This is a genomic window from Vogesella lacus (genome assembly GCF_979366295.1).
The window spans coordinates 152,628-175,487 of sequence record NZ_CEETQT010000011.1; the positions used below are offsets into that span (position 1 = coordinate 152,628).

The 22,860-nt window shown below is 60.0% G+C and carries 21 protein-coding genes; 13 read left to right on the plus strand and 8 right to left on the minus strand.

Annotated elements, in window-relative coordinates:
• Positions 1–3: 3 nt before the first annotated feature.
• The 4 genes from ACZ9W6_RS15140 to ACZ9W6_RS15155 all read right to left on the minus strand — a co-directional run bounded on the left by ACZ9W6_RS15140 (position 4) and on the right by ACZ9W6_RS15155 (position 5,931).
• Positions 4–1,725: an ABC transporter substrate-binding protein gene (locus tag ACZ9W6_RS15140; protein WP_465191998.1), complete on the minus strand. Its 1,722-nt coding sequence runs from the start codon at positions 1,723–1,725 to the stop codon at positions 4–6.
• Between the two features lie 239 nt (positions 1,726–1,964).
• Positions 1,965–3,686, minus strand: a complete 1,722-nt coding sequence (locus tag ACZ9W6_RS15145) for an ABC transporter substrate-binding protein (protein WP_465191999.1) — start codon at positions 3,684–3,686, stop codon at positions 1,965–1,967.
• Positions 3,687–3,935: 249 nt separating this feature from the next.
• On the minus strand, positions 3,936–5,186 hold the full coding sequence (locus ACZ9W6_RS15150) for an MFS transporter (protein WP_465192000.1): 1,251 nt from the start codon (positions 5,184–5,186) through the stop codon (positions 3,936–3,938).
• A 142-nt stretch (positions 5,187–5,328) separates the two neighbouring features.
• Positions 5,329–5,931: an arylesterase gene (locus tag ACZ9W6_RS15155; protein WP_465192001.1), complete on the minus strand. Its 603-nt coding sequence runs from the start codon at positions 5,929–5,931 to the stop codon at positions 5,329–5,331.
• On the opposite strand from ACZ9W6_RS15155, the gene ACZ9W6_RS15160 reads away from it, so the two are divergent.
• The 10 genes from ACZ9W6_RS15160 to ACZ9W6_RS15205 all read left to right on the plus strand — a co-directional run bounded on the left by ACZ9W6_RS15160 (position 5,930) and on the right by ACZ9W6_RS15205 (position 14,702).
• Positions 5,930–6,625, plus strand: coding sequence for an ABC transporter ATP-binding protein (locus tag ACZ9W6_RS15160; RefSeq protein WP_465192002.1), 696 nt, complete (start codon positions 5,930–5,932; stop codon positions 6,623–6,625). The two genes, ACZ9W6_RS15155 and ACZ9W6_RS15160, sit on opposite strands and share 2 nt — an antisense overlap.
• Positions 6,622–9,108, plus strand: coding sequence for an ABC transporter permease (locus ACZ9W6_RS15165; protein WP_465192003.1), 2,487 nt, complete (start codon positions 6,622–6,624; stop codon positions 9,106–9,108). Before ACZ9W6_RS15160 ends, ACZ9W6_RS15165 begins: the two co-directional genes overlap by 4 nt.
• Before the next feature lies 1 nt (position 9,109).
• A complete protein-coding gene (locus ACZ9W6_RS15170) occupies positions 9,110–9,667 on the plus strand; it encodes a DUF2946 family protein (protein ID WP_465192004.1) in 558 nt (185 codons plus the stop codon).
• 68 nt (positions 9,668–9,735) lie between these two features.
• A complete protein-coding gene (mltG, locus tag ACZ9W6_RS15175) occupies positions 9,736–10,728 on the plus strand; it encodes an endolytic transglycosylase MltG (RefSeq protein WP_465192005.1) in 993 nt (330 codons plus the stop codon).
• The gene (gene tmk / locus ACZ9W6_RS15180; RefSeq protein ID WP_465192022.1) at positions 10,728–11,354 is read left to right on the plus strand and encodes a dTMP kinase; all 627 of its coding nucleotides are present in this window, start codon (positions 10,728–10,730) and stop codon (positions 11,352–11,354) included. The genes mltG and tmk overlap by 1 nt, the downstream gene beginning before the upstream one ends.
• On the plus strand, positions 11,354–12,349 hold the full coding sequence (holB, locus tag ACZ9W6_RS15185) for a DNA polymerase III subunit delta' (protein ID WP_465192006.1): 996 nt from the start codon (positions 11,354–11,356) through the stop codon (positions 12,347–12,349). The genes tmk and holB overlap by 1 nt, the downstream gene beginning before the upstream one ends.
• 12 nt (positions 12,350–12,361) lie before the next feature.
• Positions 12,362–12,733: a PilZ domain-containing protein gene (locus ACZ9W6_RS15190; protein ID WP_465192007.1), complete on the plus strand. Its 372-nt coding sequence runs from the start codon at positions 12,362–12,364 to the stop codon at positions 12,731–12,733.
• A 59-nt stretch (positions 12,734–12,792) separates the two neighbouring features.
• A complete protein-coding gene (locus ACZ9W6_RS15195; protein WP_465192008.1) occupies positions 12,793–13,566 on the plus strand; it encodes a TatD family hydrolase in 774 nt (257 codons plus the stop codon).
• Positions 13,567–13,568: 2 nt separating this feature from the next.
• Positions 13,569–14,336: an MBL fold metallo-hydrolase gene (locus ACZ9W6_RS15200; RefSeq protein WP_465192009.1), complete on the plus strand. Its 768-nt coding sequence runs from the start codon at positions 13,569–13,571 to the stop codon at positions 14,334–14,336.
• A gap of 9 nt (positions 14,337–14,345) precedes the next feature.
• On the plus strand, positions 14,346–14,702 hold the full coding sequence (locus ACZ9W6_RS15205) for a hypothetical protein (protein ID WP_465192010.1): 357 nt from the start codon (positions 14,346–14,348) through the stop codon (positions 14,700–14,702).
• A 44-nt stretch (positions 14,703–14,746) separates the two neighbouring features.
• Here the strand turns inward: ACZ9W6_RS15205 and ACZ9W6_RS15210 are convergent, their stop codons facing one another.
• A complete protein-coding gene (locus ACZ9W6_RS15210) occupies positions 14,747–15,640 on the minus strand; it encodes a LysR family transcriptional regulator ArgP (protein WP_465192011.1) in 894 nt (297 codons plus the stop codon).
• 98 nt (positions 15,641–15,738) lie between these two features.
• Here ACZ9W6_RS15210 and ACZ9W6_RS15215 point away from each other — a divergent pair, with 98 nt between their 5' ends.
• Positions 15,739–16,350: a LysE/ArgO family amino acid transporter gene (locus ACZ9W6_RS15215; protein ID WP_465192012.1), complete on the plus strand. Its 612-nt coding sequence runs from the start codon at positions 15,739–15,741 to the stop codon at positions 16,348–16,350.
• A gap of 36 nt (positions 16,351–16,386) precedes the next feature.
• On the opposite strand, the gene ACZ9W6_RS15220 is transcribed toward ACZ9W6_RS15215, so the two are convergent.
• The 3 genes from ACZ9W6_RS15220 to ppsR all read right to left on the minus strand — a co-directional run bounded on the left by ACZ9W6_RS15220 (position 16,387) and on the right by ppsR (position 18,816).
• Positions 16,387–16,695 carry a chorismate mutase gene (locus ACZ9W6_RS15220; protein WP_465192013.1) on the minus strand — a complete coding sequence of 103 codons (309 nt, stop codon included), beginning with the start codon at positions 16,693–16,695 and terminating at the stop codon, positions 16,387–16,389.
• Between the two features lie 55 nt (positions 16,696–16,750).
• Positions 16,751–17,776: a tryptophan--tRNA ligase gene (gene trpS, locus ACZ9W6_RS15225; RefSeq protein ID WP_465192014.1), complete on the minus strand. Its 1,026-nt coding sequence runs from the start codon at positions 17,774–17,776 to the stop codon at positions 16,751–16,753.
• A gap of 218 nt (positions 17,777–17,994) precedes the next feature.
• Complete coding sequence (gene ppsR / locus ACZ9W6_RS15230) at positions 17,995–18,816, minus strand: posphoenolpyruvate synthetase regulatory kinase/phosphorylase PpsR (protein ID WP_465192015.1); 822 nt, start codon at positions 18,814–18,816, stop codon at positions 17,995–17,997.
• 290 nt (positions 18,817–19,106) lie between these two features.
• Between ppsR and ppsA the strand changes: the two genes are divergently transcribed.
• Positions 19,107–21,494 (plus strand): phosphoenolpyruvate synthase, encoded by a 2,388-nt coding sequence (ppsA, locus tag ACZ9W6_RS15235; RefSeq protein WP_465192016.1) that lies wholly within the window; start codon positions 19,107–19,109, stop codon positions 21,492–21,494.
• A 127-nt stretch (positions 21,495–21,621) separates the two neighbouring features.
• Positions 21,622–22,626 carry a class 1 fructose-bisphosphatase gene (locus ACZ9W6_RS15240; protein ID WP_465192017.1) on the plus strand — a complete coding sequence of 335 codons (1,005 nt, stop codon included), beginning with the start codon at positions 21,622–21,624 and terminating at the stop codon, positions 22,624–22,626.
• Positions 22,627–22,860: the final 234 nt, after the last annotated feature.

Consider the following 22,860-nt stretch of genomic DNA (forward strand, 5'->3'; position numbering starts at 1 on the left):
GAATTACTTCTGCAGATCCACATAACGCCACGGTGCTTGCAGCAGTGGGTGCACCTTGTAGTTCTTCACATACTTGTGCGACAGATGGTTGCGCACACGGGTATCGCCAAAGATCCACGGTTGCTGGCCGACCACGATCTGGTTCATGCGGTCGTACAGCTTGTTGCGAGCTGCACCATGCGGCAGCTTCAGACTCTGTTCGAACAGGCTGTCGTACTCGGCATTCTTGAAGAAGGCATTGTTGGTGTCGCCGGCGTTCTTGCCGTACAGCAACATCATGAAGTTTTCGCCATCCGGATAGTCGGCAACCCAGGCACCGCCCCAGAACTGGAGCTTGCCCTGACGGTTTTCCTTGATCTGTTCGTTCCACTTGCCGGATTTGAACGTTACCTTGATCTTCAGACTATCGAATGCCTTCTGCCAGAATTCATCCCACTGCTTGTTGATGGCGCTGCTGCCGGTGGTCTGGGTAATCTCCAGCGGCTTGCCGTTTGGCAGGGTGCGGAAACCATTGCTGCCGATCTTGTAGCCAAACTTGTCCAGCAAGGCGTTGGCCGCAGCCGGGTCATACTTGACCTGGGCATTGAATTTCGGATTATGGCCGGCAACGCCTTCCGGAATGATGTAATTCACCGGTACCGCCTGACCACGGCGAATCTTGGCAATGGTTTCGCTGCGCGGGAAGGCCATGGCGATGGCGCGACGCAGGGCAATCTTGTCGGTGGTGTAACCACCCACTACCGGGTCATTCATATTGAAGAACTGGTAAGTGACTTCCAGATCTTTCACGCGCTGCAGCTGGATACCCTGTTTGACAAACTCTGGCTTGAGTTTGGCGCTCAAGGGGTTGGCCGGGTTGATATCCAGGGCCTGTTGCAGGGCAACCTGCGGGATGCCGGTGATGTCCAGCTGCTTGTTGACGAAAGCCAGCCAGCGCGGCTGCTCTTCTTCCATCACGGTGATGTCGATGCGGCCAACTAGTGGCAGCGCCTTGCCGTTGAACATGACCTTGCGGAAGTTCGGATTGGCTTCCAGCACGATTCTGGAGCCTGGCTTCCACTCTTTCAGCAGGTAAGGGCCGGTGCCGACCGGCTTGGCATTGGTATTGCTGTTGGCTTCGATGACTTCACGCGCCACGGCACCCATGGTCGGCATGGCGAGAATCGGCAGGAAGTTGAAGTTGGTTTCTTTCAGGGTGATCTGTAGCGTGTACTTGTCCAGCGCTTTCAGACCGGCAATCGGTGCATCGTAGTTGAGCTTGCCCTTGCCGGCAGCCTTTACCACCTCATCGGCACCGGCGAATTTGCCGTCTACCAGAAAGCTCCACGGCGAGGACAGGCTAGGGTCCAGCAGACGCTTGATCGAGTAGGCGTAGTCTTCTGCGGTCAGTTCACGCTTCTTGCCGCCAAAGGCTGCATTGTCGGCAAAGTAGATGCCCGGCTTGATCTTGAAGGTATACACCTTGCCATCGGCCGAGATGGTCGGCATGGCAGTAATGGTGTTGGCGACCAGCTTGGCCGGGCGTGCGGTGTAGTCGTAAGTCACCAGCGAGTCGAAGATGTTTTCATTGACCATATTCGAGTAACTATCGGTGACCTTGGCTGGGTCAAAACCGGTTTCGGGGGCGACGAATGAGACGCGTAGTGTCTTGTTCATATCGACGGCATGGGCCGTGCCGAAAGCGGTCAGGATGGCGGCGGCCATCACAGCCATTTTTTGTTTCATCTTTAACTCCCTGTAGGTTGTCGGACTGACAATCTGCGAGAGGATATATCATTTGAAATATAAATGCATAATAATGATATTTTGTAGTGTTAATTTCAATAAATTGGCGATTTGTTGATTTGAATTACTCATTGGCTGCATGTGTTTTCAGCATGCCAGCCATGTTGGCCGCAAGAAAAAACCGGGAGGCAAGGCCTCCCGGTTTGGGGCAGATTTCAGCAGCTGTTTGTGGTGGCCGCTTACTTTTGCAGATCGATATAACGCCAGGCGGTAGTCATGATCGGGTGCTGCTTGTAGTTTTTCACATAGCCATGAGAGATCAGCGATGGCACGCGGGTGTCACCGAAGATCCACGGCTGCTGGGCGACAACGATCTGGTTCATGCGATCGTACAGCTTGCTGCGCTCGGCACCGTTCGGCAGCTTGAGCGACTGTTCGAACAGGCGGTCGTATTCGGCATTCTTGAAGAAGGCCGAGTTGGCGTCGCCGCTGTTCTTGCCGTACAGCAATTGCATGAAGTTTTCACCATCCGGATAGTCGGCACCCCAGGCCAGGCCCCACATCTGCAGCTTGCCGGCGCGGTTTTCCTTGTTCAGCTCGTTCCATTTGGCGGTCTTGTAAGTCAGCTTGATCTTCAGGCTGTCGAACGACTTCTGCCAGTATTCATTCCATTGCTTGTCAATGGCGCTGGCACCGCTGGCGCGCTCGATAGACAGTGGCTTGCCGTTAGGTTGCATGCGGAAGCCGTCCGGGCCGATCTTGTAGCCGAACTTGTCGAGCAGGGCGTTGGCCGCAGCCGGATCAAACTTGACCTGGCCATTGAACTTCGGATTATGACCAGCCACACCATCCGGCACGATGTAGCTGACCGGTACGGCCTGGCCACGGCGGATTTTGGCAATGGTCTCGTTGCGCGGGAAGGCCATGGCAATGGCGCGGCGCAGGGCGATCTTGTCATTGGTGTAACCGCCGACTACCGGATCATCCATGTTGAAGAAGGTGTAAGTCACTTCCAGCTGCTTCAGGCGTTGCAGCTGCATGCCCTGCTTGGCCAGCTCCGGCTTCAGGCTGACATTCAGCGGGTTTTGCGGGTCGATATTCAGTGCATCCATCAGCGCTACTTGCGGGATGGCGGTCAGGTCGAGTTGCTTGTTGAGGAAGGATAACCAGCGTGGCTGTTCTTCTTCCATCACGGTGATATCAACGCGGCCAACTACCGGCAGGGTTTTGCCGTTCTGCACCACTTTGCGGTAGTTAGGGTTGGCTTCGAGTACGATCTTGCTGCCCGGTTTCCATTCTTTCAGTGCATACGGGCCGGTGCCGACCGGCTTGGCATTGGTATTGCTGGTGGATTCGATCACCTCACGCGCCACCGCGCCGAAGGCCGGCATAGCCAGAATCGGCAGGAAGTTGAAGTTGGTATCGGTCAGCGTCAGCTGCAGGGTGTACTTGTCGAGTGCCTTGATGCCCTCAACCGGCGCATCGTAGTTCAGCTTGCCCTTGTTGGCGGTCTTCACCAGCTCATTGGCGCCGACGAATTTGCCGTCAACCAGATAGCTCCATGGCGAATTGATGGTCGGGTCGAGATGGCGCTTGATCGAGAAAGCGTAATCTTCGGCGGTCAGCTCGCGCTTTTTGCCAGCGAAGGCAGCGTCAGGCGAGAAGTAGATGCCCGGCTTGATCTTGAAGGTGTAAACCTTGCCATCGGCCGAGATGGCCGGCATGGCCGTCAGGGTATTCGGGATGATCTTGGCCGGACGAGCCAGATAGTCGTAGGTAACCAGCGAGTCGAAAATATTCTCGTTGATGGCGGCCGAGTAGTTGTCGGATACCTTGGCCGGGTCGAAGCCGGTTTCCGGTGCGACGAAGGCGACGCGCAAGGTCTTGCTCATATCGGCAGCGTGGGCGCTGCCGAAGGCACACATCACTGCCAGTGAAGCCAGGGCCAGTTTCATTTTCATCTTCTATTCTCCTGCATATTGTTTTGTTGGTCTTGCCTGATGCCAGACCGCAAAAGGTATAGCAGAGATGAGATGTTTATTGCTGAATTGTTAAGAATTGCTGTGTCTTGATGGCTGAAAACTTGTGGCTTTTTGGCAATGAATTTGCATAAAACATGGCTGGCATGAATTTTACGGATGTCATTTCACGCGCGGGCAGCATGCAAAAGCGGCATGACAATTGTCATGCCGCTTTCTTGTGCACGCTGCTCAGGCCTTGGCGAGCATGCGGCCAAGTGCCTTGTGCTGGATCAGTACGGTCAGCACTGCGATGACGGCGCAGGCTATCCACAGCCAATGTCCGCCCATCGCGCCATAGGCCCAGGTGCCCAGCGCCGGAGCGTACAGGGTGCGCCCGCTCCAGGCGGCAGAGTAGATGCCCAGATAACGTCCGCGCTGGCGGCCTTCGGAATGCTGCATCACGATGGTGCTCCAGGTTGGCGACAGCAACAGCTCGCCTATGGTCAGCACCAGCATGCACAAGATCGCCCACAATGGCCCGCTGCCCAGATTCAGCAGCAGAAAGCTGCAGCCGGTAAACAGCACGCCAAGATGCGAGCTCAGGCGCAGGCCCCAGCGTTGCACCCGTCGCGCAATCCACACCTGCAGCGCCACCACCATCAGGCCGTTGAGGGTGAACAGATAACCGATCCACTGCGGGCCCAGTGCATAGGCTTCGCGCAGGAAGATGCCCAGCGTGCCATACATCTGGTCAAACACCGCGATGATCAGCATCAGCCCGGCGATGAACACCAAGAACGAGCGGTCTTGCCACGGCGAGCCGGCGGCAAGCTTGGCCGCAGCAGGGCTGTCGCCGGCCGGGTGGGCCGGTGTGGCGTGATGCTGCGGTGACTGGCCAGCTGTCTGGCGACGGTAGGCCCAGCTCATCCAGCAACAGGCCAGCACACTGCTGATGCCTTGCGCGACAAAAACCCAGTGATAGCCGTAAACCGCCAGCAGGCCGCCGGTAATGCCGGCCAGCGAGGTGCCAAGGTTGAAGGCGATGCGTTGCAAGCCTTGCGCGGTCGGACGTTGCTCGTGACTGCATGGCTCCAGCACCAGACGCATATTGCCGGGGCGGAAGGCACCATCGACGAGGCCGGTCAGCAGCAATAGCGGGATAAAGGCCCATACCGGCAAGGGCAGGGCGAGCGAGGCGGTCAGCACACCACTGGCGGCCAGCAGCCGGCCACACAGTTTGCGGCTGTCGACGCGGTCAGACAGCACGCCGCCAAAATAGGCACCGGCCAGACAGCCGCCACCATAACAGCCCATCAGCAAGCCGATATGGCTGTAGGACAGCTGGTAGCGTTCGAGGAAATACAGCGGTAAAAACAGCTTGGCAATACCACCCATGGTGTTGATCAGGGTGGCGACAACCTGGATGTAAACAGAGGCGGGCAAGCCGCGAAACGGGGTGATGAACTGACGTCCCAGCGCTGGGGCGATGGCGGCCAACATGATGTTTCCTTGTGGGAAGAGGTGGGCCGGCGAGGGTGTGCCGGATGGGAAAGGCTCCCATCCGCAAGACTAAAGCATATTTATTGCTATTGGCAGATCATGAAAGAAACGCATCGTTCTGAAAACAAAACAGCCTGTACGTTTACTTTTTCGGCAATAAGCGAGCTAATGCCGGCAGCACATTCTGCAGTATTTTCGGCTGGGCGGCAGCGACCGGATGAATGCCATCCGGCTGGAATTGCGACAGATCGGTCTCGAAGCCGGCTACCAGCAAAGGCACCAGCGGCCACTTGCCCTGACGGGATACATCTTCATAAACCTTGCGGAACTTGTTGCCGTAGTCGGGGCCATAATTCAGCGGCAAGGCCATGCCGACCAGCAGTACCTTGCTGCCGCTTTTTTCGGCCAGCCGGCTCATCTGCAGCAGGTTTTGCTGCATGGCCGGCAAAGGCAGGCCGCGCAGGCCATCATTGCCGCCCAGCTCTAGCACCAAAATGTCAGGCCGGTGCTGTTTGAGTACTGCCGGCAGACGGGCAAGGCCACCGGCGGTGGTTTCGCCAGTCAGGCTGGCATTGATGACCTGATGTTTCGGCCCCAGATTTTGTTGCAACAGGCTGACCCAGCCCTGTTCGGTGCGCAGACCATAAGCCGCCGACAGGCTGTCGCCAAACACCACGACTTTGGCTGCCTGCGCCAGCGGTGCGGCCAACATCACAAGACAGATAACAAGGCAGCGATACAGCATGAATTCTTCTCCGCAAAAAAACGTCCTGCTGAAAGCGCAGGCTCTGCAACGGCAGGTAGATTATCACGGCCAGCGCCTGCAAATCCTGCAAGAGGCCAGCCTCGAAGTGCTCGCCGGCGAGACCGTCGCCATCATCGGTGCCTCGGGCAGCGGCAAGTCCACGCTGCTGTCGCTGCTGGCCGGGCTGGATGTCGCCAGCAGTGGCGAAGTCTGGCTGGATGGCAAGGCCCTGAGCCAGCTGGGCGAGGATGCGCGTGCGCTGTTGCGGCGCGAGCGCGTGGGTTTCGTGTTCCAGAACTTTCAGCTGATGCCGCAATTCACCGCGCTGGAAAACGTGATGCTGCCGCTGGAGCTGGCCGGACGCAGCGATGCACGGCAGCAGGCCATCGCGATGCTGGAGCGCGTCGGCCTGGGCCATCGTCTTGGCCACTATCCGCGCCATCTGTCCGGTGGCGAACAACAGCGCGTGGCGCTGGCGCGAGCCTTTGTGTTGCGGCCAACCTTGCTGTTTGCCGACGAGCCGACCGGCAATCTGGACCCGACCACCGGCCAGCAGATCATCGATCTCTTGTTCGAGCTGAATGCCGAGCATGGCACCGCCTTGGTGCTGGTGACGCACGACAGCCAGCTGGCCAGCCGTTGCCAGAGCGTGCATAGGCTGACAGCGGGTGTACTGGCCGAGGCCGCAGCATGAAGGCCGGCGCGGTACGCATGAGTGCGCGCCTGTTATGGCGCGAGCTCAAATCCGGCGAGCTGACCGTGCTGCTGTTGGCCTTGCTGGTGGCCGTGGCGGCGATGAGCAGCGTGGCGCTGTTTTCCGACCGTATCGAACAGGCCTTGCGCCGTCAGGCCAGCCAGCTGCTGGCTGCCGATCTGGTGGTCAACAGCAATAAGGCGCCTGACAGCCGCTGGCAGGCCGAGGCTGCGCGGCTGAATCTGAAACAGGCCGAGGCCTTGAGCTTCCCGTCGATGGCGGTGGCTAATGGCCAAGCCACCCTGGCGACTTACAAGGCCGTCAGTGATGGCTATCCCCTGCGCGGCATGGTGCGCGTCAGGTTGGCCGCAGGCGAGCGCGAGGGCGTGATGCGGCCGGCTGCCGGCGAAGTGTGGGCCGATAGCCGGCTGATGCAGAAGCTGGGTTTGCGACTGGGCGACAGCCTGACCGTCGGCAATAGCCGCTTGCAGCTGAGTGGCGAATTGCTGCGCGAGCCGGATGGCGCGATCGACCTCTACAACTTTGTGCCACGGCTGATGTTGAATCAGGCCGACCTTGGCGCCACCGGGCTGGTGCAGCCGGGCAGCCGTATCCGCTACCGGCTGATGCTGGCGGGCGATGAGTCGGCGATCAATCGTTATCAGGCCTGGCTCAAACCGCAACTGGGCAGCAATGCGCGGCTGGAAAACATCGAGGAAGCGCGCCCCGAAGTGAAGTCGGCGCTGGAGCGCGCGCGACGTTTTCTCGGGCTGACCGCACTCCTGACGGTGATGTTGTCGGCCGCCGCCGTGGCGCTGGCGACCCGCCGTTATCTGGCGCGGCACTGGCAGAGTGTGGCGGTGATGCGTGCGCTGGGGCAAAGCTCGGGCGAGATTGCGCTGACCTGGGGCAGTCTGTTGTTGTGGCTGGGCTTGCTGGCGGGTATCGCCGGCACGCTGGCCGGCTTTGGCGTGCAGCAGTTATTGCTGTGGCTGGGGCGGCAATGGCTGGGTGAAGGCTTGCCGATGCCCGGTTTGCTGGCCTGGGCCAGTGGCCCGCTGTCGGCGCTGATCCTGCTGGCCGGTTTTGCGCTGCCGCCACTGTTGGCCTTGCGCCGCGTGCCTGCGATGGCGGTGTTGCGTGCCGATGTGCCGGCCGATAGCCGCTCGCTGTTTGCCCCGCTGCTTGCCATCGTGGCGCTGTTGGGGCTGGGGGTGTGGCAGATTGGTGAGGCGAGCGTTGCCGGCCAGCTGATGCTGGCGCTGTTGGCCTTTCTGGCGCTGGTGGGCTTGCTGGCCTGGGGCGTGGTGCGCCTCCTGGCCAAGGTGCGCTTGTCGGCGGCTTCGGGCTGGCGGCATGGTGCGGCCAACCTGGCCAGACGGCCGTGGCTGGCGGTGATCCAGATTGCCGCATTGGCGGTCAGCCTGATGGCCCTGCTGACACTGACCGTGGTGCGTGATGACTTGCTGGGTGCCTGGCAAAAGTCCCTGCCGGCTGATGCGCCGGATTCCTTCCTGATCAATCTGCAAGCGGGCCAGCAGCAGGCGCTAGCCGGCCAGTTCATGGCGCGCGGCCTGCCGGCACCGGAAATGTCGCCGATGATTCGTGCGCGTTTGCTGAGCATCAATGGCAAGGCGGTGAAGGCCGATGATTATCAGGATGAGCGGGCCAAGCGGTTGGCCGAGCGCGAGTTCAACCTGTCGTGGCAGGACAGCCTGCCGGCCGGCAACCGTGTAGTCGGCGGCGAGTTCTGGGCTGTTGGCAGCAAGACGCCGTCGTTCTCGCTGGAGCAAGGGCTGGCGCAGACGCTGGGCATCAAGCTGGGGGATGAGGTGGCGTTTGATATCGCCGGCCAGACCTGGCGCGCGAAAGTCGGCAGCTTGCGCGAGGTGTCGTGGGATAGCTTCCGGCCGAATTTCTTTGTGCTCGGCAATAGTGGCTGGATGGCGCAACAGGCCAGCAGCTATATCACCAGCTACAAGGCGCCCGAGCCGCAGTTCAACAATCGCGTGGTGGCGGCGCTGCCCAACGTCACCATCATCGACATCGGCGTGATCGTGCGCGAGGTGCAGTCGGTGATTGCACGCTTGAGTATGGCGGTCGAGGCGATGTTCGTGCTGGCGCTGGCGGCCGGGGTGCTGGTGTTGTGGGCGGCACTGGCGGCTACCCGTGACGAGCGCTTGTACGATGTGGCCTTGCTGCGTGCGCTGGGTGCATCTCACAGCCAGGTGCGACGCATCGTGCTGGCCGAGCTGCTGTGGCTGGGCGGGCTGACCGGCTTGCTGGCCGGTGGCGGCGCGATGGCGATTGGCAGTCTAGTGGCGGTGACGCTGTTTAATCTGCCGCTGGCACTGAATGGCTGGTTGCCGCTGCTGGGCATGCTCAGTGGCAGCGCGGTGGTTGGCCTTGCCGGTTGGCCTTTGCTGCGGCGGGTGACGGCGACGCCGCCGGCCGAAGTTTTGCGCAATGCGCGAGGAGTCTGAGATGGATGCCATGGTATTGGCGGCCATGCAGAAATGGCCGAATGTCCCGGCGGTGTTTGGCTGGTTGCGGCTGGACGCACGCGGGCAGTGGTGGTTGCAGGACGAGCGTATCGAGCATCCCGGCCTGCTGGATTTTCTGGTGCGCAATTATGGCCACGATGAGCACGGCCGCTATTTTGTGCAGAACGGTCCGCAGCGGGTGTATGTGAATCTGGATGCCGCGCCCTACAGCGTGCGGCGTTTGCCGGCTGGCTGGCTGGCCAGCCCGGCTATAAAGGTTGGCCGCATTCGTCTGGCGCTGCTGGACGAGCAGGGGCAGTTCTACTTTGAGGACGGCGAGCGCCTGCTGGTGCTGGATGATCGCGATCTGCTGGATCTGAGTGCCATGCTGCGCCGTGCAGATAGCCAGATCGAGCCGGATGAGGACGACTGGCCGCTGTGGCTGGCCGGCGAACAGGCCTGGTTACTGCACTTGCCCGAGGGGGCGTTGCCGGTGCTGCCGGTCGAGTCGGCGGGCCTTGCCTGCGCCTATGGCATTGCCTTGCATCCTGTGCCTTGAGTCTGGCCTGCATGGTATGATCGCGGCTGCCTGCAGGGCAGGCCAGAACAATCAATAATCGGGATGCTATGTTAAGAATTTTCGGCCGCGCCTTGGCGGCCCTGATGCTGTTGCTGGCGGTATGGCTGGCCTGGGTGGTGGTGGTACCGGTAGCACCGCCGGCCAATCCGTACACGGTCAGCGTGGCAGCCAACCGCACGATGAGCCAATTGGCGCGCACGCTCGAAGCCGATGGCGCGATTCGCAGCAGCACGGTAATGGTGGCGATCTCGCGCCTGATCGGCAGCGACCGCAAACTCAAGGCCGGCTTGTACCAGTTCAGCGGCAGCACCGCGATGTGGCAGTATCTGGTGCGTTTTCGTGATGGCCACCCGGATCAGGGTAGCATCACCATCATCGAAGGCTGGACTTTCCGCCAGTTCCGCGAGGCTTTGCGTCGCGAGGATGATCTGAAGCAGGACACCGCCAACTGGAGAGAAGAGCGCATCCTGGCCGAGCTGGGCATCAGCCAGGGCAAGGCCGAGGGCTTGTTCTTCCCGAGTACCTATTTCTATCTGCCCGGCAGCTCCGATCTGGAAGTGCTGCGCCGCGCCAATGATACCCTGATGCAGCAGCTGGAAACCGTGTGGCAGACCCGCGCCGCCGATCTGCCTTACCAGACGCCTTACGAGCTGTTGATCATGGCCAGCCTGATCGAAAAAGAAACCGCACAGGAAAGCGAGCGGCCGATGGTAGCCAGCGTCTTTGTCAACCGTCTGAAAATCGGTATGCGCCTGCAGACCGATCCGGCGGTGATCTACGGCATGGGCAGTCGCTATCAGGGCCGTATCGGCAAGGAAGGCCTGCGTCGCGATACTCCTTACAACACCTATACCCGTGGCGGGCTGACGCCGACTCCGATCGCGCTGGTCAGCCGCGCGGCACTGGATGCGGCCGCGAAACCAGCGCAGAGCAAGGCACTGTACTTTGTCGCGCGCGGTGATGGCACCTCCCAGTTCTCGGAAACGCTGGACGAGCACAATGCCGCCGTCCGCCAATTTATCTTGAAGAAAGGTTCATGATGTCCAAAGCGCGCTTCATCACGCTGGAAGGACTCGATGGTGCGGGCAAGACCACGCACATGACATTCATCCGTGAATGGCTGGCGGCCAACGCCGTCGATACCGTGTTTACCCGCGAGCCGGGCGGTACGCCGCTGGGCGAGAAACTGCGTGAACTGCTGCTGGACGTCGATACTGATGCCACGCTGGATACCGAAACCCTGCTGATGTTTGCCAGCCGTCAAGAGCTGTTGTCCTCGGTGATTCGCCCGGCGCTGGCGATGGGGCGCTGGGTGGTCAGCGACCGTTTTACCGATGCGACTTACGCCTATCAGGGCGGTGGTCGTGGTGTACCGGCCAAGCGTATCGCCATGCTGGAAGACTGGGTGCAGCAGGGCCTGCAGCCGGATCTGACCATTCTGCTTGATGTGCCGCTGGCGGTATCGCAGCAGCGTCTGAGCCACAGCCGTCTGCCGGACCGTTTCGAGCGCGAGCGCGAAGACTTCCACCAGCGCGTGCGTGATGTCTACCTCGCGCGCGCTGCGGCCAACCCTGAGCGCTTTTTTGTGGTGGATGCCACCGGCGATGTTGCCGGCATCCAGCAGCAACTGGCCGCGCGTCTGGCGGCCCTGCAGGCTGCCGAATAATGCTGTATCCGTGGCAGCAGCAGGACTGGCAAAGGTTGGCCGCCAATTTTGAACGGCTGCCGAATGCCTGGTTGCTGACCGGCCCGGCCGGCATCGGCAAGCAGGCATTTGCCCGTGCGATTGCGGCGGCGCTGCTGTGCGACAGCCCGGCGTATGACCATCAGGCTTGTGGCCAGTGTCAGGCCTGCCGCTGGTTTGCTGCCGGCAGCCATCCGGATTTCCGCCTGCTGACCCCCTTGCAGGACGAGCCCGAAGACGAAGAGAAGGGCAAGGCTGCCAAGCGCCGTCTGCCGGTGATCAAGATCGACAGCGTGCGCGAGATCATCGAGTTTGCCCATCTGTCGGCGCATCGTGGCGGCAAACGCGTGGTGGTGGTCGAGCCGGCCGAGTCGCTGAATCCGGCTGCGGCCAACGCCTTGCTCAAGGTGTTGGAAGAGCCGCCGGCCGATGTGGTGTTCGTGCTGGTCAGCGATGCGCCACAACGGCTGCTGCCGACCATCAAGAGCCGTTGCCGCCAGTTTCCGCTGCACTGGCCTGATGCTGCGGTGGCGCTGGCCTGGGTGCACAAGCAGCAGATCCCCGAGGCGGAGGCCGAGCTGGCCTTTCACGGCGGCATGCCCTTGTTCGACTACGACGAGCAGCTGGCCGGTGTGCGCAAGCAGTTTGTCAGCGGCCTCGCACAAACTTCGATGAGCAGCCTGATGCAACAGGCCGAGCTGATCGACAAGCACAAGCTGCCGCTGGAGATGGCGCTGCAGTGGCTGGGCAAGTGGCAGCACGACCTGGCCAGCCTGCATTTGGGCGGCAAGGTTCGCTACTATCCGGCCCTGGCTGGGCTGATGCAGGGCCTGCTGCCGCGGCTGGATATTCATGCTTTAATGAACTGTCAGCGCGAACTGCAGCTGCTGGTGCCGTTTGGCCAGCACACACTGGTCACGCGGCTGCAGCTGGAAGCCTTGCTGATGGTTTACCTCAAAGCGTTCAGAACACGATAAGACGGTAGAGACATGGACACCACGCTGGACCCTAAAGAAACCGCCGGCCGCCCCGGAGTGCTGTCGCTGAGCATTCGCGAGCGCAGCGCCCTGTACGCGGCCTATATGCCTTTTTTGCGCAATGGCGGCATCTTTGTGCCGACCACCCGCAGTTACAACCTCGGTGACGAGGTCTTCCTGCTGCTGACCCTGCTGGATGATGGCCAGAAGCTGGCGGTGCCGGGCAAAGTGGTGTGGATTACGCCGGCCGGTGCCAATAACAACCGTAACCAGGGGGTCGGTATCGAGTTCAATGCCGAGGAAGCCGGCAAGCAGACCAAGCTCAAGATCGAGACCCTGCTTGGTGGTGCGCTGAATTCCACGCGGCCAACCCACACCATGTAATCGTTCGGCCGCCTGCTGGCGGCTGTCCGTTTTTTCTTTTGCTTCGTTCGTACTGCCTCATGAAACTCGTTGATTCCCACTGCCATATCAATTTTCCCGACCTTGCCGCGCGCATGCCCGATGTGCTGGCCAATATGGCGGCCAACGGTGTCAGCCACGCCATGGTGATCGGGGTCAGCAAACCGAAATACCCCGAGGTGCTGGCGCTGGCCGAGGCGCATCACAATCTGTTTGCCACTGTCGGCATTCATCCGGATGACCCTGAGGCCGAAGAATTCAGCGAGGACGAGCTGGTGGCGCACGCTGCCCATCCCAAGGTGGTCGGCATCGGCGAGACCGGGCTGGATTACCACTGGTGTCAGGGCGATCTGGGCTGGCAGCACGAACGTTTCGCCACCCACATCCGCGCCGCCCGCCGCGTCAATCTGCCGCTGATCATCCACACCCGTTCTTCGGCGCACGACACCGTGCGGCTGATGCGCGAGCACGGTGCCGACAGCGTCGGCGGGGTGATGCACTGTTTTACCGAAAGCTGGGACATCGCCCAAATGGCGCTGGATCTGGGCTTTCACATTTCGCTGTCCGGCATCGTGACGTTCAAGAACGCCGCGCTGGTGAAAGAAGTCGCGCAGAAAGTGCCGCTCGACCGTCTGCTGGTGGAGACCGATTCGCCTTATCTCGCGCCTATCCCTTATCGCGGCAAGACCAATGAGCCGGCCTATGTGAAGCATGTGGCCGAGCATATCGCCGAGCTGCGCGGCATCAGCTTTGCCGAAGTGGCCGAGGCGACCACGGCCAACTATTTCCGTCTGTTTGCCAAGGCGGTGGCCTGAGCATGACGGCGATCAGCTGGACGGTGCTCGGTTGCGGCTCCAGCGGGGGCAGCCCGGCCATCGGCTGTGATTGCCCGACCTGCGTGTCTGGCGATGTGCGCAATCGCCGCACCCGCTGCAGCGCCTACGTGAAGATAGGCGATAGCGGCATCCTGATCGACACCGGCCCGGATCTGCGCCAGCAGGCGCTGCGCGAAGGCCTTACTCGTGTCGATGCGGTGTTGTACACCCATCCGCATGCCGACCACCTCAACGGTATCGATGATCTGCGCGCCTTCTGCTATGTCAAAAAAGGCGCGATCACGCTGTATGGCAACGAGTTCACCATCGGCAATATCCGCAGCCGCTTTGATTATGCGTTGGCCGCGCCGACGGTCAGCTGGGACAAGCCGGTGCTGCTGACCGAGACCGTCAGCGGGCCATTCGAGCTGGCTGGTGTGCAGGTGACACCGATTCCGCTGCAGCATGGTGCCTGGCCTTGTCTGGGCTGGCGTATCGGTAATACTGCCTGGTTGACTGATCTGTCCGATATCCCCGAATCCAGCCTGCCCTTGCTGGCCGGGCTGGATGTGCTGTTTCTGGATTGTCTGCGGCCGCAGCCTTATGCCTCGCATCTGCACGTGGCGGCGGCGTTTGACTGGGCGCAAAGGTTGGCCGTAAGGCAGACCTGGCTGATACACATGACGCATCAGCTCGAATATCATGCGCTCTTGGCGCAATGTCCGCCCAATGTCAGTGTGGCGTGGGATGGTTTGCAAATCGAAGCTTGATGGAGTGATATGGAAATCCTGGTTCCCCTGCTGGTGTTGGTGGTTGGCGTAATCTTTTCGATTGCGGTAGCCGTGTTTTATCTGGGTTGCCTGGGCGGCACCATGGCGGCCTTTGCCAACAAGCGCATCGTCTGGGGAATTGCCAGCTTCGCCTTTCCGCCGCTGTCCTTGCTGTTTGGGCTTCGCAACCGCGAGCTGGTGGGTTGGGCCTGGGGCTTCATGCTCAAGGGCGGGGCGGTGGTGATGGTGATGCTGCTGCTGGGCTGGGGCGGGCTGAAGCTGCTGCCCGAGCCGGTCAACAGCACCGGCCAACTGATGGAGCGCATGCTGCCGGCTCCACAACAGCCGTCTGCGCCTGCTCAGTAAGCCCGCGCAGCTCAAGGCAAAAAGCCGGCGTAAGCCGGCTTTTTTCATGGCGAGGTTGGCCGCAAGACTTCGCGGGCGGCTGCGAGCAAGGTCTGGCTCAGCTGTTCCAGCCGCGGCGATTGTACCTGCCAGTGATGCCAGTACAGAGTGACATCCACCGGCAGGCTGTCATTCAGGCAGATCAGTGCGCTGGACGCTACGCCCAGCTGCACTTCGGGCAGCATGCCCCAGCCGAGGCCTAGCCGCACTGCCTGCAGATACGGGTCGGATGCCGGCAGATAGTGGCAGGGATAGTGGCCGGGCAGCAGGCCGTAATGTTGTTGCAGCCAGTCGGCCTGCAGCGCGTCTTTCTGGTTGTAGATCATTACCGGTGCCTCGCGCAGCGTGTCGCGATTGACGCCGGCGGCAAACCAGCGGCGGGCAAAATCCGGTGACATCATCGCCTGATAGCGCATGATGCCGAGTACCTCGGCGCGACAGCCACGCATGGCGTGTGGCTCGGTAGAGATACAGCCCAGAGCCATGCCTTCCTGCAGCAGGCGGTAGGTGTGATCCTGATCGTCGATGCTGATGTCGAGCAGCATACTGTGGCGAATCAGAAAGGGCGCGAGCGCCGGCAAAAACCAGCTGGCGATACTGTCGGCATTCACCGCCAGCGCCACGCTGCTCATGCTCTGCGCTTCGTCGGCAAAGCTGGCGGCAAGATCGGCCTCCAGCAGGGCAGTACGGCGCAGATGTTGCAGCAGCAGGCGACCTTCGCGGGTGGCGCGACAGGGTCGCGAGCGTACCAGCAGCGGCTTGCCCAATTGTTCTTCGAGCGCGCGGATACGCTGCGAAATGGCGGAGGGCGTCAGCCGCAGACTCTGTGCGGCCAACTCCAGGCTGCCGCTATCAATCGCGGCAACAAAGGCCTGACACTGCTTCTGATCGAGTTGCATATTAAGGAATTTTAATGATTGCCAAGTTAATTTAATCTTTATTGGCGACAGCAGCCAGTGGCAGCACACTGCAGCCATCAGACAAGAGGGGCAGGCAGATGAGCACACTGGTTTTTTTCAAGGGGATGGCAATGGGGGCGGGGCTGATCATGGCCATCGGTGCGCAGAACGCTCACGTGCTGAAGATGGGCTTGCAGCGCCAGCATGTGGCCCTGACGGTAGCGGTGTGTGCACTTAGCGATGCCATCCTGATTGTGGCGGGCATTGCCGGCATGGGGGCCTTGATTCGCGGCACGCCGCTGCTATTGGATATCGCTCGCTGGGGCGGGGCGGCGTTTCTGTTCTGGTATGGCTTGCGCGCCTGGCGGGCTGCTCTGCAAACGGCAAGGCTCGAAGTTGGTCAGGACAGTCTGGGGATGACACGGCTGGCCGCCTTGGCGACGGTGTTGGCCTTTACCTGGCTGAACCCGCATGTCTATCTGGATACGGTGGTGTTGCTTGGCTCGGTCGGGGCGCAGCAGGCGGCTGAGGGCAAATGGTGGTTTGCCGCCGGCGCTTCACTGGCATCGGTACTGTGGTTCAGCAGTCTAGGCTTTGGCGCACGGCTGCTGGCGCCGCTGTTTGCACGGCCGTTGTCGTGGCGCATTCTGGATGGTCTGGTCGGCTGCATGATGTGGATACTGGCAGCCGGTCTGGCGCTGGCGGCTTAAGGCTGTAACAAGCCCGGCCGCCAGCGGCCAGGCTAGTCATGGCGCGCTATCGAGCAGGCGCAGGCGTTCCGTGCGCTCGCTCTCGATAAAGTGGGCGATCATGGTGCGGTAGATCTTGGCGGTCAGCGCCGCATCGGCCCCCAGTTCGCCCGCCAGCCGGCTGACGCGGCGCATCACCTGATCGACCCGTTTGCCGTCTTCTACCTCGGCATCACTCTTCTTGAAGGCGGCTGCTTGCTGCACGTACAGTCCGCGTTCGGCAATCATGCAGACAATCGCGCGGTCCAGCCTGTCGATTTGCTCGCGCACTTCATCCAGATTACGGCAGTCGTATACCCATTCCATTTCCGGCTCCTTGATGTGTTTGCGGCCAACCCGGCAAGGTTGGCCGCAATGGCTTTCAGTAGTAGTTCAGGCCCATGGCGGCCTTGACTTCGGCCAGCGTCTGCGCCGCCACGGCACGGGCTTTCAGCGTGCCTTCCTTCAGCATCGCCAGTACCGCGGCCGGATCTTGCGCGTAGTGTTCGCGACGGGCACGGACCGGGGCGAGCAAGGCCTGCAGCACGTCCTCAAGCTCGCGCTTGATCACTGCATCGCCGAGGCCGCCGCGCTGGTAGTGCGCCTTGAGTTCGGCCACGCGTGCCGCATCGGGATGGAAGGCGTCCAGATAGGTGAACACCACATTGCCTTCGATCTGGCCCGGATCTTCAACGCGCAGGTGGTTCGGGTCGGTGTACATCATCTTGATGGCCTGGCTGATCTCGTCGGCACTGGCACCCAGTGTCAGCGTATTGCCGAGCGACTTGGACATCTTGGCCTTGCCATCAATGCCGGGCAGGCGCGCGCCGATGTCCGGCACCACGGCTTGCGATTCCACCAGCACGCTGCGGCCAACGCTGCTGTTGAAGCGGCGCACGATCTCGTTGGTTTGTTCGATCATCGGAATCTGGTCGGCACCGACCGGTACGATGGTTGCCTTGAACGCGGTGATGTCGGCGGCCTGTGCTGCCGGATAAGTGAGGAAGCCGGCCGGAATATCGCGTTCGTAGCCACGCAGCTTGATCTCGTCCTTGATGGTCGGATTACGCTCCAGCCGCGATACCGTCACTAAGTTCAGATAGTAGGACGCCAGCTCCATCAGCTCGGGCACCAGACTCTGGATGAAGATGGTGCTCTTGGCCGGGTCGATGCCGACGGCCAGATAGTCGAGCGCCACCTGCAGCACGTTGTCACGTACCTTCAGGTAATTGCCCATATTGTCGGTCAGAGCCTGGGCATCAGCCAGCAGCAGGAATTGCTGGCAGCGATCCTGCAGGATCACGCGGTTTTTCAGCGAACCGATGTAATGGCCAAGGTGCAGCGGGCCGGTGGTGCGGTCGCCAGTTAGGATGATGTCTTGGGATGAAACGCGGGATAACAGGTCCATTCGGGTTCTCCGGATTTTCAGGGAGACCGACTGGCGCGAGGGGGAGGGGACAAAATTAAACCCGGGCGCCTTGTCGGCTGCTCCCGGGTTTGCTTTTTACATACGCAACCGCGGTGCCGCCGTCAGAGGCGCCACCAGGTAAAAAAGAAAGAAGCGGTTGCGATGTGTGTATTCATGCTTTTCATCAAAACACGGTTGGCCGCAAGGCGTCAAGCCTGTCAGAAACGACGATTCAGATGGGCCTTGTGCATGATGGTCGAGGCGATTTCCTCGATCGACTTGTGGGTGGTGCTGATGAAAGGCACGCCATGATGACGGAACATCGATTCAGCCTCGTTGACCTCGCGTCGGCAGTTATCCATGCTTGCGTACTTGGAGTCCGGGCGACGCTCGGAGCGGATGTAATGCAGGCGAGAAGGGTCAATGGTCAGGCCGTAAATCTTGTTCTTGAATGGCAACAGCATCTTCGGCAGCGTCGGGCTGTCGAGGTCTTCCGGTGTCAGCGGATAGTTGGCCGCCTTGATGCCGTATTGCAGCGCCAGATACAGGCAGGTCGGGGTTTTGCCCGAGCGCGACACGCCAACCAGAATTACATCGGCTTCGTCCAGATCTTTCAGTTTGATACCGTCGTCGTGGTTGAGCGAGTAGTTGACGGCTTCGATACGGTGGTCGTATTCGTTCTCGTTGTTCATGCCGTGGGCTTTACCGACCTGTAGTGTCGCTTTTTCACCCAGTTCGTTTTCCAGTTCGCCGATAAAGCTCTCGAAAAAATCGATTACCAGCGCCTTGCTGATTTGTAGTGCCGCCCGTACCTCGGCCTTGATGATGCTGGTGAAAACCAGGGGCTTGAGATGGTCGTTCTCGCCGACCTGGTCGATATGACGTGCCAGAGACTGCGCTTTTTCGACGGTATCGATAAACGGAACCGTCTCGCGTTTGAATTCCTGGGTATCAAACTGGGTAAGCAGGGTATTGCCCAGCGATTCGGCGGTGATGCCGGTGCGGTCGGAAACGAAAAAGACGGATCGGCGATGCGGCATGATGATTTCCTGCTTCAATCTGGTTGTAATGATGGGTGAAGTCTGCGTGCTGCCGGCAAAAGGCGCAAGTTGTCGGATCGGCAGCGAATCGCAGGCTTGTAGTGCGAGAGTTACAAATTACGCAGCAAAAATAATTGCTTGCCATTGTCACATTGCCATGACTGGCAAGCTTCACGCTTTGTCCAAGGGCAAACCCCGTGTTGTGCAGTGCAAAAGTTGCTACGCAAACAGGGAGTTGTTCGTTAGAATGCGCAAATCCTATCGTCCAATCCAATACAGGAAGTGAAGTGATGGCAGAGAACTACGTCATCTGGTTCGAGCAGTTGCGCATGACAGACGTTGAAAAGGTAGGCGGCAAGAATGCCTCCCTTGGCGAAATGATCAGCCAGCTAGCCCATTCCGGCGTGCGAGTCCCCGGTGGTTTCGCGACAACCGCGGACGCTTATCGTGACTTTCTTCAGCACAACGGTCTGGCAGATCGTATCAACCAGGCGCTGAACAAACTCGATATCGACGACGTGACCGAGCTGGCGAGAGTCGGCAAGGAAATTCGTCAGTGGATCATCGATACACCGTTCCCGGCCAAGCTGGATGCTGATATCAAGGAAGCCTGGGACAAAATGGTGGCAGATGCCGGCGGTGCCGATATCTCTGTTGCCGTCCGCTCCTCTGCAACCGCAGAAGACCTTCCCGATGCCTCGTTCGCAGGCCAGCAAGAAACCTTCCTGAATATTCGTGGCCTTGATAACGTCAAGGACGCCATGAAGCATGTATTCGCTTCCCTCTACAACGATCGCGCCATCTCCTACCGCGTGCACAAGGGCTTTGCCCACGATGTCGTTGCCCTGTCTGCCGGTGTGCAGCGCATGGTGCGTTCCGACAGCGGCGCTGCGGGTGTGATGTTCACCATCGATACCGAGTCCGGCTTTGAAGATGTGGTATTCATTACCGCTTCTTACGGCCTCGGCGAGACCGTGGTGCAAGGTGCCGTGAATCCGGACGAGTTTTATGTGCACAAGCCGACCCTGAAGGCCGGCCGTCCTGCGATTCTGCGCAAGACCATGGGCTCCAAGCTGATCAAGATGGAATTCACCGACGCCGCCCAGGCTGGTCGTTCGGTCAAGACCGTGGATGTGGCTGCCGAGCTGTGCAAGCAGTTCTCCATTACCGATGCCGAAGTGGCCGAGTTGGCCGAGTACGCGCTGATCATCGAAAAACACTACGGTCGTCCGATGGACATCGAGTGGGGCCGTGATGGCCAGGATGGCAAGCTGTACATCCTGCAGGCGCGCCCTGAGACTGTCAAATCGCAGGAAGACCGCAAGGACACCCTGCGTCGCTATCGCCTGAACAGCAAGTCCACTGTGCTGTGCGAAGGCCGTGCAATTGGCCAGAAGATCGGCCAGGGCGTGGTGCGTACCATCAAGGATGCGTCCGAGATGGATCGTGTACAGCCTGGCGATGTGCTGGTAACCGACATGACCGACCCGGATTGGGAGCCGGTGATGAAGCGCGCTGCCGCCATCGTGACCAACCGTGGTGGCCGTACCTGTCACGCCGCGATCATCGCGCGCGAACTGGGTATTCCGGCTGTGGTGGGTTGTGGGGACGCGACTGCCGTGCTGAAAGAAGGCATGAAAGTTACCGTTTCCTGCGCCGAAGGCGATACCGGCAACATCTATGATGGCCTGCTGGATGTGGAAATCATCGAGCTCGAACTCGACAAGATGCCGAAGTCGCCGGTCAAGATCATGATGAACGTCGGCAATCCGGAACTGGCTTTCGATTTCGCGCAGCTGCCGAACGAAGGCGTGGGTCTGGCTCGTATGGAGTTCGTGATCAACCGCCAGATCGGTATTCACCCGAAGGCGCTGCTGGAGTTTGATACTCTGCCGGCAGACCTGAAGGCTACCATCAGCGACCGCATCGCCGGCTACGCCAGCCCGGTTGACTTCTATGTCGACAAGATCGCCGAAGGCGTATCGACGTTGGCCGCAGCCTTCTCGCCGAAAAAGGTGATCGTGCGCATGTCCGACTTCAAGTCGAACGAGTACGCCAACCTGATCGGTGGTCAGCTGTACGAGCCGCACGAAGAAAACCCGATGCTGGGCTTCCGCGGTGCAGCGCGTTATGTTTCGGAAGACTTCCGCGATTGCTTCGAGCTTGAGTGCCGCGCCATCAAGAAAGTACGTGACGTGATGGGTCTCACCAACGTGGAAGTCATGATCCCGTTCGTGCGCACCCTGGCTGAAGCCGAGAAGGTCATCGAAATTCTGGCGGCCAACGGTCTGAAGCGCGGTGAAAACGGCCTGCGTCTGATCATGATGTGCGAACTGCCGACCAATGCTGTACTGGCCGAGAAATTCCTGCAGTTCTTTGATGGCTTCTCCATCGGTTCCAACGATATGACTCAGCTGACGCTGGGTGTGGATCGTGACTCCGGTGGCCCGATTGCGGCTACCTTCGACGAGCGTAACGAAGCCGTCAAGGCCATGCTGCATATGGCTATCCAAGCCTGCCGCAAGCTCGACAAGTATGTCGGCATCTGCGGTCAGGGCCCGTCCGATCATCCGGACTTCGCCAAGTGGCTGGTGGAAGAGGGGATTGAAACCATCTCCCTGAACCCGGACACCGTGGTGGAAACCTGGTTGTATCTGGCTAAAGAGCTGAACGCTTAAGGTTGGCCGCAGTGCAGACGCCCGACAGTAATGGCCTTGGCTGTTACGCCCGTCGGGCGTTTGTCTTTGCAGGTCAGCCGACACTGTTATCAACAGAACAATAACGACTCCCTTGTGAAGGATGACCATGAGCCGTATCTCTCTTTCCCGTTTCCTGATTGAAGAACAACGCCAGCACGGTGCCTTGCCACCTGATCTGCGTTTGTTGATCGAAACGGTTGCCCGTGCCTGCAAGGCGATTGCCCATTCGGTTAACAAGGGTGCCCTCGCGGGTGTGCTTGGTGATGCCGGTACCGGCAATGTGCAGGGCGAGGCCCAGAAAAAGCTGGACGTGATTGCCAACGACATCCTGCTGGAGGCCAACGAATGGGGCGGTAATCTGGGGGCGATGGCGTCCGAAGAGATGGAGCTGCCGCATTCCATTCCGGATCATATGCCGCGTGGTCGTTATCTGTTGATGTTTGACCCGCTGGATGGCTCGTCCAATATCGACGTCAATATTTCGGTCGGCACCATTTTCTCGGTACTCGAGGCGCCTGAAGGCAACGAGCAGCCGAGCGAGGCCGACTTCCTGCAGCCGGGTACCCGTCAGGTGGCCGCCGGCTATGCGGTATATGGCCCGCAAAACCAGTTGGTGCTGACTTTTGGCCAGGGTGTTTACGGCTTTACCCTGGATCGCGAGTTGGGCTCCTGGGTATTGACGGCATCGCGCATGCAAATCCCGGCAACGACCAAAGAGTTCGCCATCAATATGTCCAATATGCGCCACTGGGAAGCGCCGGTGCAGCGTTACGTTAATGAACTGCTGGCGGGTAGCACGGGGCCATTGGGCAAGGACTACAATATGCGATGGGTAGCCTCCATGGTTGCCGAGGTGCATCGCATCCTGACGCGTGGCGGTCTCTTCATGTACCCTAAAGATGCGCGCGATCCATCCAAGCCAGGCAAGCTGCGCCTGATGTATGAAGGCAATCCGATGGCTTTCATCGTCGAGCAGGCCGGTGGTGCCGCAACGAACGGTACCCAGCGCATCATGGAAGTCGAGCCTAAATCCCTGCATGAGCGTGTGGCGGTATTCCTAGGCTCCAAAGAGGAAGTCGAGCGTATTACGGCTTACCATCAGCAAGCCTGAGCGCGCGTGAATGAATGATAAAAGTTGGCCGCAAGCGATTGCGGCCAACTTTTTTGCATTTGTGTGTGCTTTATAATCAATGACTTGTTCACTTTGTGTGATTGTTCTGGTTTTGAGGTGTTGACGAGGTGGGGCGGGGTGGGTATAGTTCGCCTCCTCAGCTGATGACGCAGCGAAACAAAGCAAGCAAGTCAGCACCGCTCTTTAACAGACCAAATAACCGATAGGTGTAAG

Bases quoted from the DNA above. Each gene is read 5' to 3' on its own strand.
- ACZ9W6_RS15140 (WP_465191998.1), bottom strand. From the start codon at position 1,725: ATGAAACAAAAAATGGCTGTGATGGCCGCCGCCATCCTGACCGCTTTC.
- ACZ9W6_RS15145 (WP_465191999.1), bottom strand. From the start codon at position 3,686: ATGAAAATGAAACTGGCCCTGGCTTCACTGGCAGTGATGTGTGCCTTC.
- ACZ9W6_RS15150 (WP_465192000.1), bottom strand. From the start codon at position 5,186: ATGTTGGCCGCCATCGCCCCAGCGCTGGGACGTCAGTTCATCACCCCG.
- ACZ9W6_RS15160 (WP_465192002.1), top strand. From the start codon at position 5,930: ATGAATTCTTCTCCGCAAAAAAACGTCCTGCTGAAAGCGCAGGCTCTG.
- ACZ9W6_RS15155 (WP_465192001.1), bottom strand. From the start codon at position 5,931: ATGCTGTATCGCTGCCTTGTTATCTGTCTTGTGATGTTGGCCGCACCG.
- ACZ9W6_RS15165 (WP_465192003.1), top strand. From the start codon at position 6,622: ATGAAGGCCGGCGCGGTACGCATGAGTGCGCGCCTGTTATGGCGCGAG.
- ACZ9W6_RS15170 (WP_465192004.1), top strand. From the start codon at position 9,110: ATGGATGCCATGGTATTGGCGGCCATGCAGAAATGGCCGAATGTCCCG.
- mltG (WP_465192005.1), top strand. From the start codon at position 9,736: ATGTTAAGAATTTTCGGCCGCGCCTTGGCGGCCCTGATGCTGTTGCTG.
- tmk (WP_465192022.1), top strand. From the start codon at position 10,728: ATGTCCAAAGCGCGCTTCATCACGCTGGAAGGACTCGATGGTGCGGGC.
- holB (WP_465192006.1), top strand. From the start codon at position 11,354: ATGCTGTATCCGTGGCAGCAGCAGGACTGGCAAAGGTTGGCCGCCAAT.
- ACZ9W6_RS15190 (WP_465192007.1), top strand. From the start codon at position 12,362: ATGGACACCACGCTGGACCCTAAAGAAACCGCCGGCCGCCCCGGAGTG.
- ACZ9W6_RS15195 (WP_465192008.1), top strand. From the start codon at position 12,793: ATGAAACTCGTTGATTCCCACTGCCATATCAATTTTCCCGACCTTGCC.
- ACZ9W6_RS15200 (WP_465192009.1), top strand. From the start codon at position 13,569: ATGACGGCGATCAGCTGGACGGTGCTCGGTTGCGGCTCCAGCGGGGGC.
- ACZ9W6_RS15205 (WP_465192010.1), top strand. From the start codon at position 14,346: ATGGAAATCCTGGTTCCCCTGCTGGTGTTGGTGGTTGGCGTAATCTTT.
- ACZ9W6_RS15210 (WP_465192011.1), bottom strand. From the start codon at position 15,640: ATGCAACTCGATCAGAAGCAGTGTCAGGCCTTTGTTGCCGCGATTGAT.
- ACZ9W6_RS15215 (WP_465192012.1), top strand. From the start codon at position 15,739: ATGAGCACACTGGTTTTTTTCAAGGGGATGGCAATGGGGGCGGGGCTG.
- ACZ9W6_RS15220 (WP_465192013.1), bottom strand. From the start codon at position 16,695: ATGGAATGGGTATACGACTGCCGTAATCTGGATGAAGTGCGCGAGCAA.
- trpS (WP_465192014.1), bottom strand. From the start codon at position 17,776: ATGGACCTGTTATCCCGCGTTTCATCCCAAGACATCATCCTAACTGGC.
- ppsR (WP_465192015.1), bottom strand. From the start codon at position 18,816: ATGCCGCATCGCCGATCCGTCTTTTTCGTTTCCGACCGCACCGGCATC.
- ppsA (WP_465192016.1), top strand. From the start codon at position 19,107: ATGGCAGAGAACTACGTCATCTGGTTCGAGCAGTTGCGCATGACAGAC.
- ACZ9W6_RS15240 (WP_465192017.1), top strand. From the start codon at position 21,622: ATGAGCCGTATCTCTCTTTCCCGTTTCCTGATTGAAGAACAACGCCAG.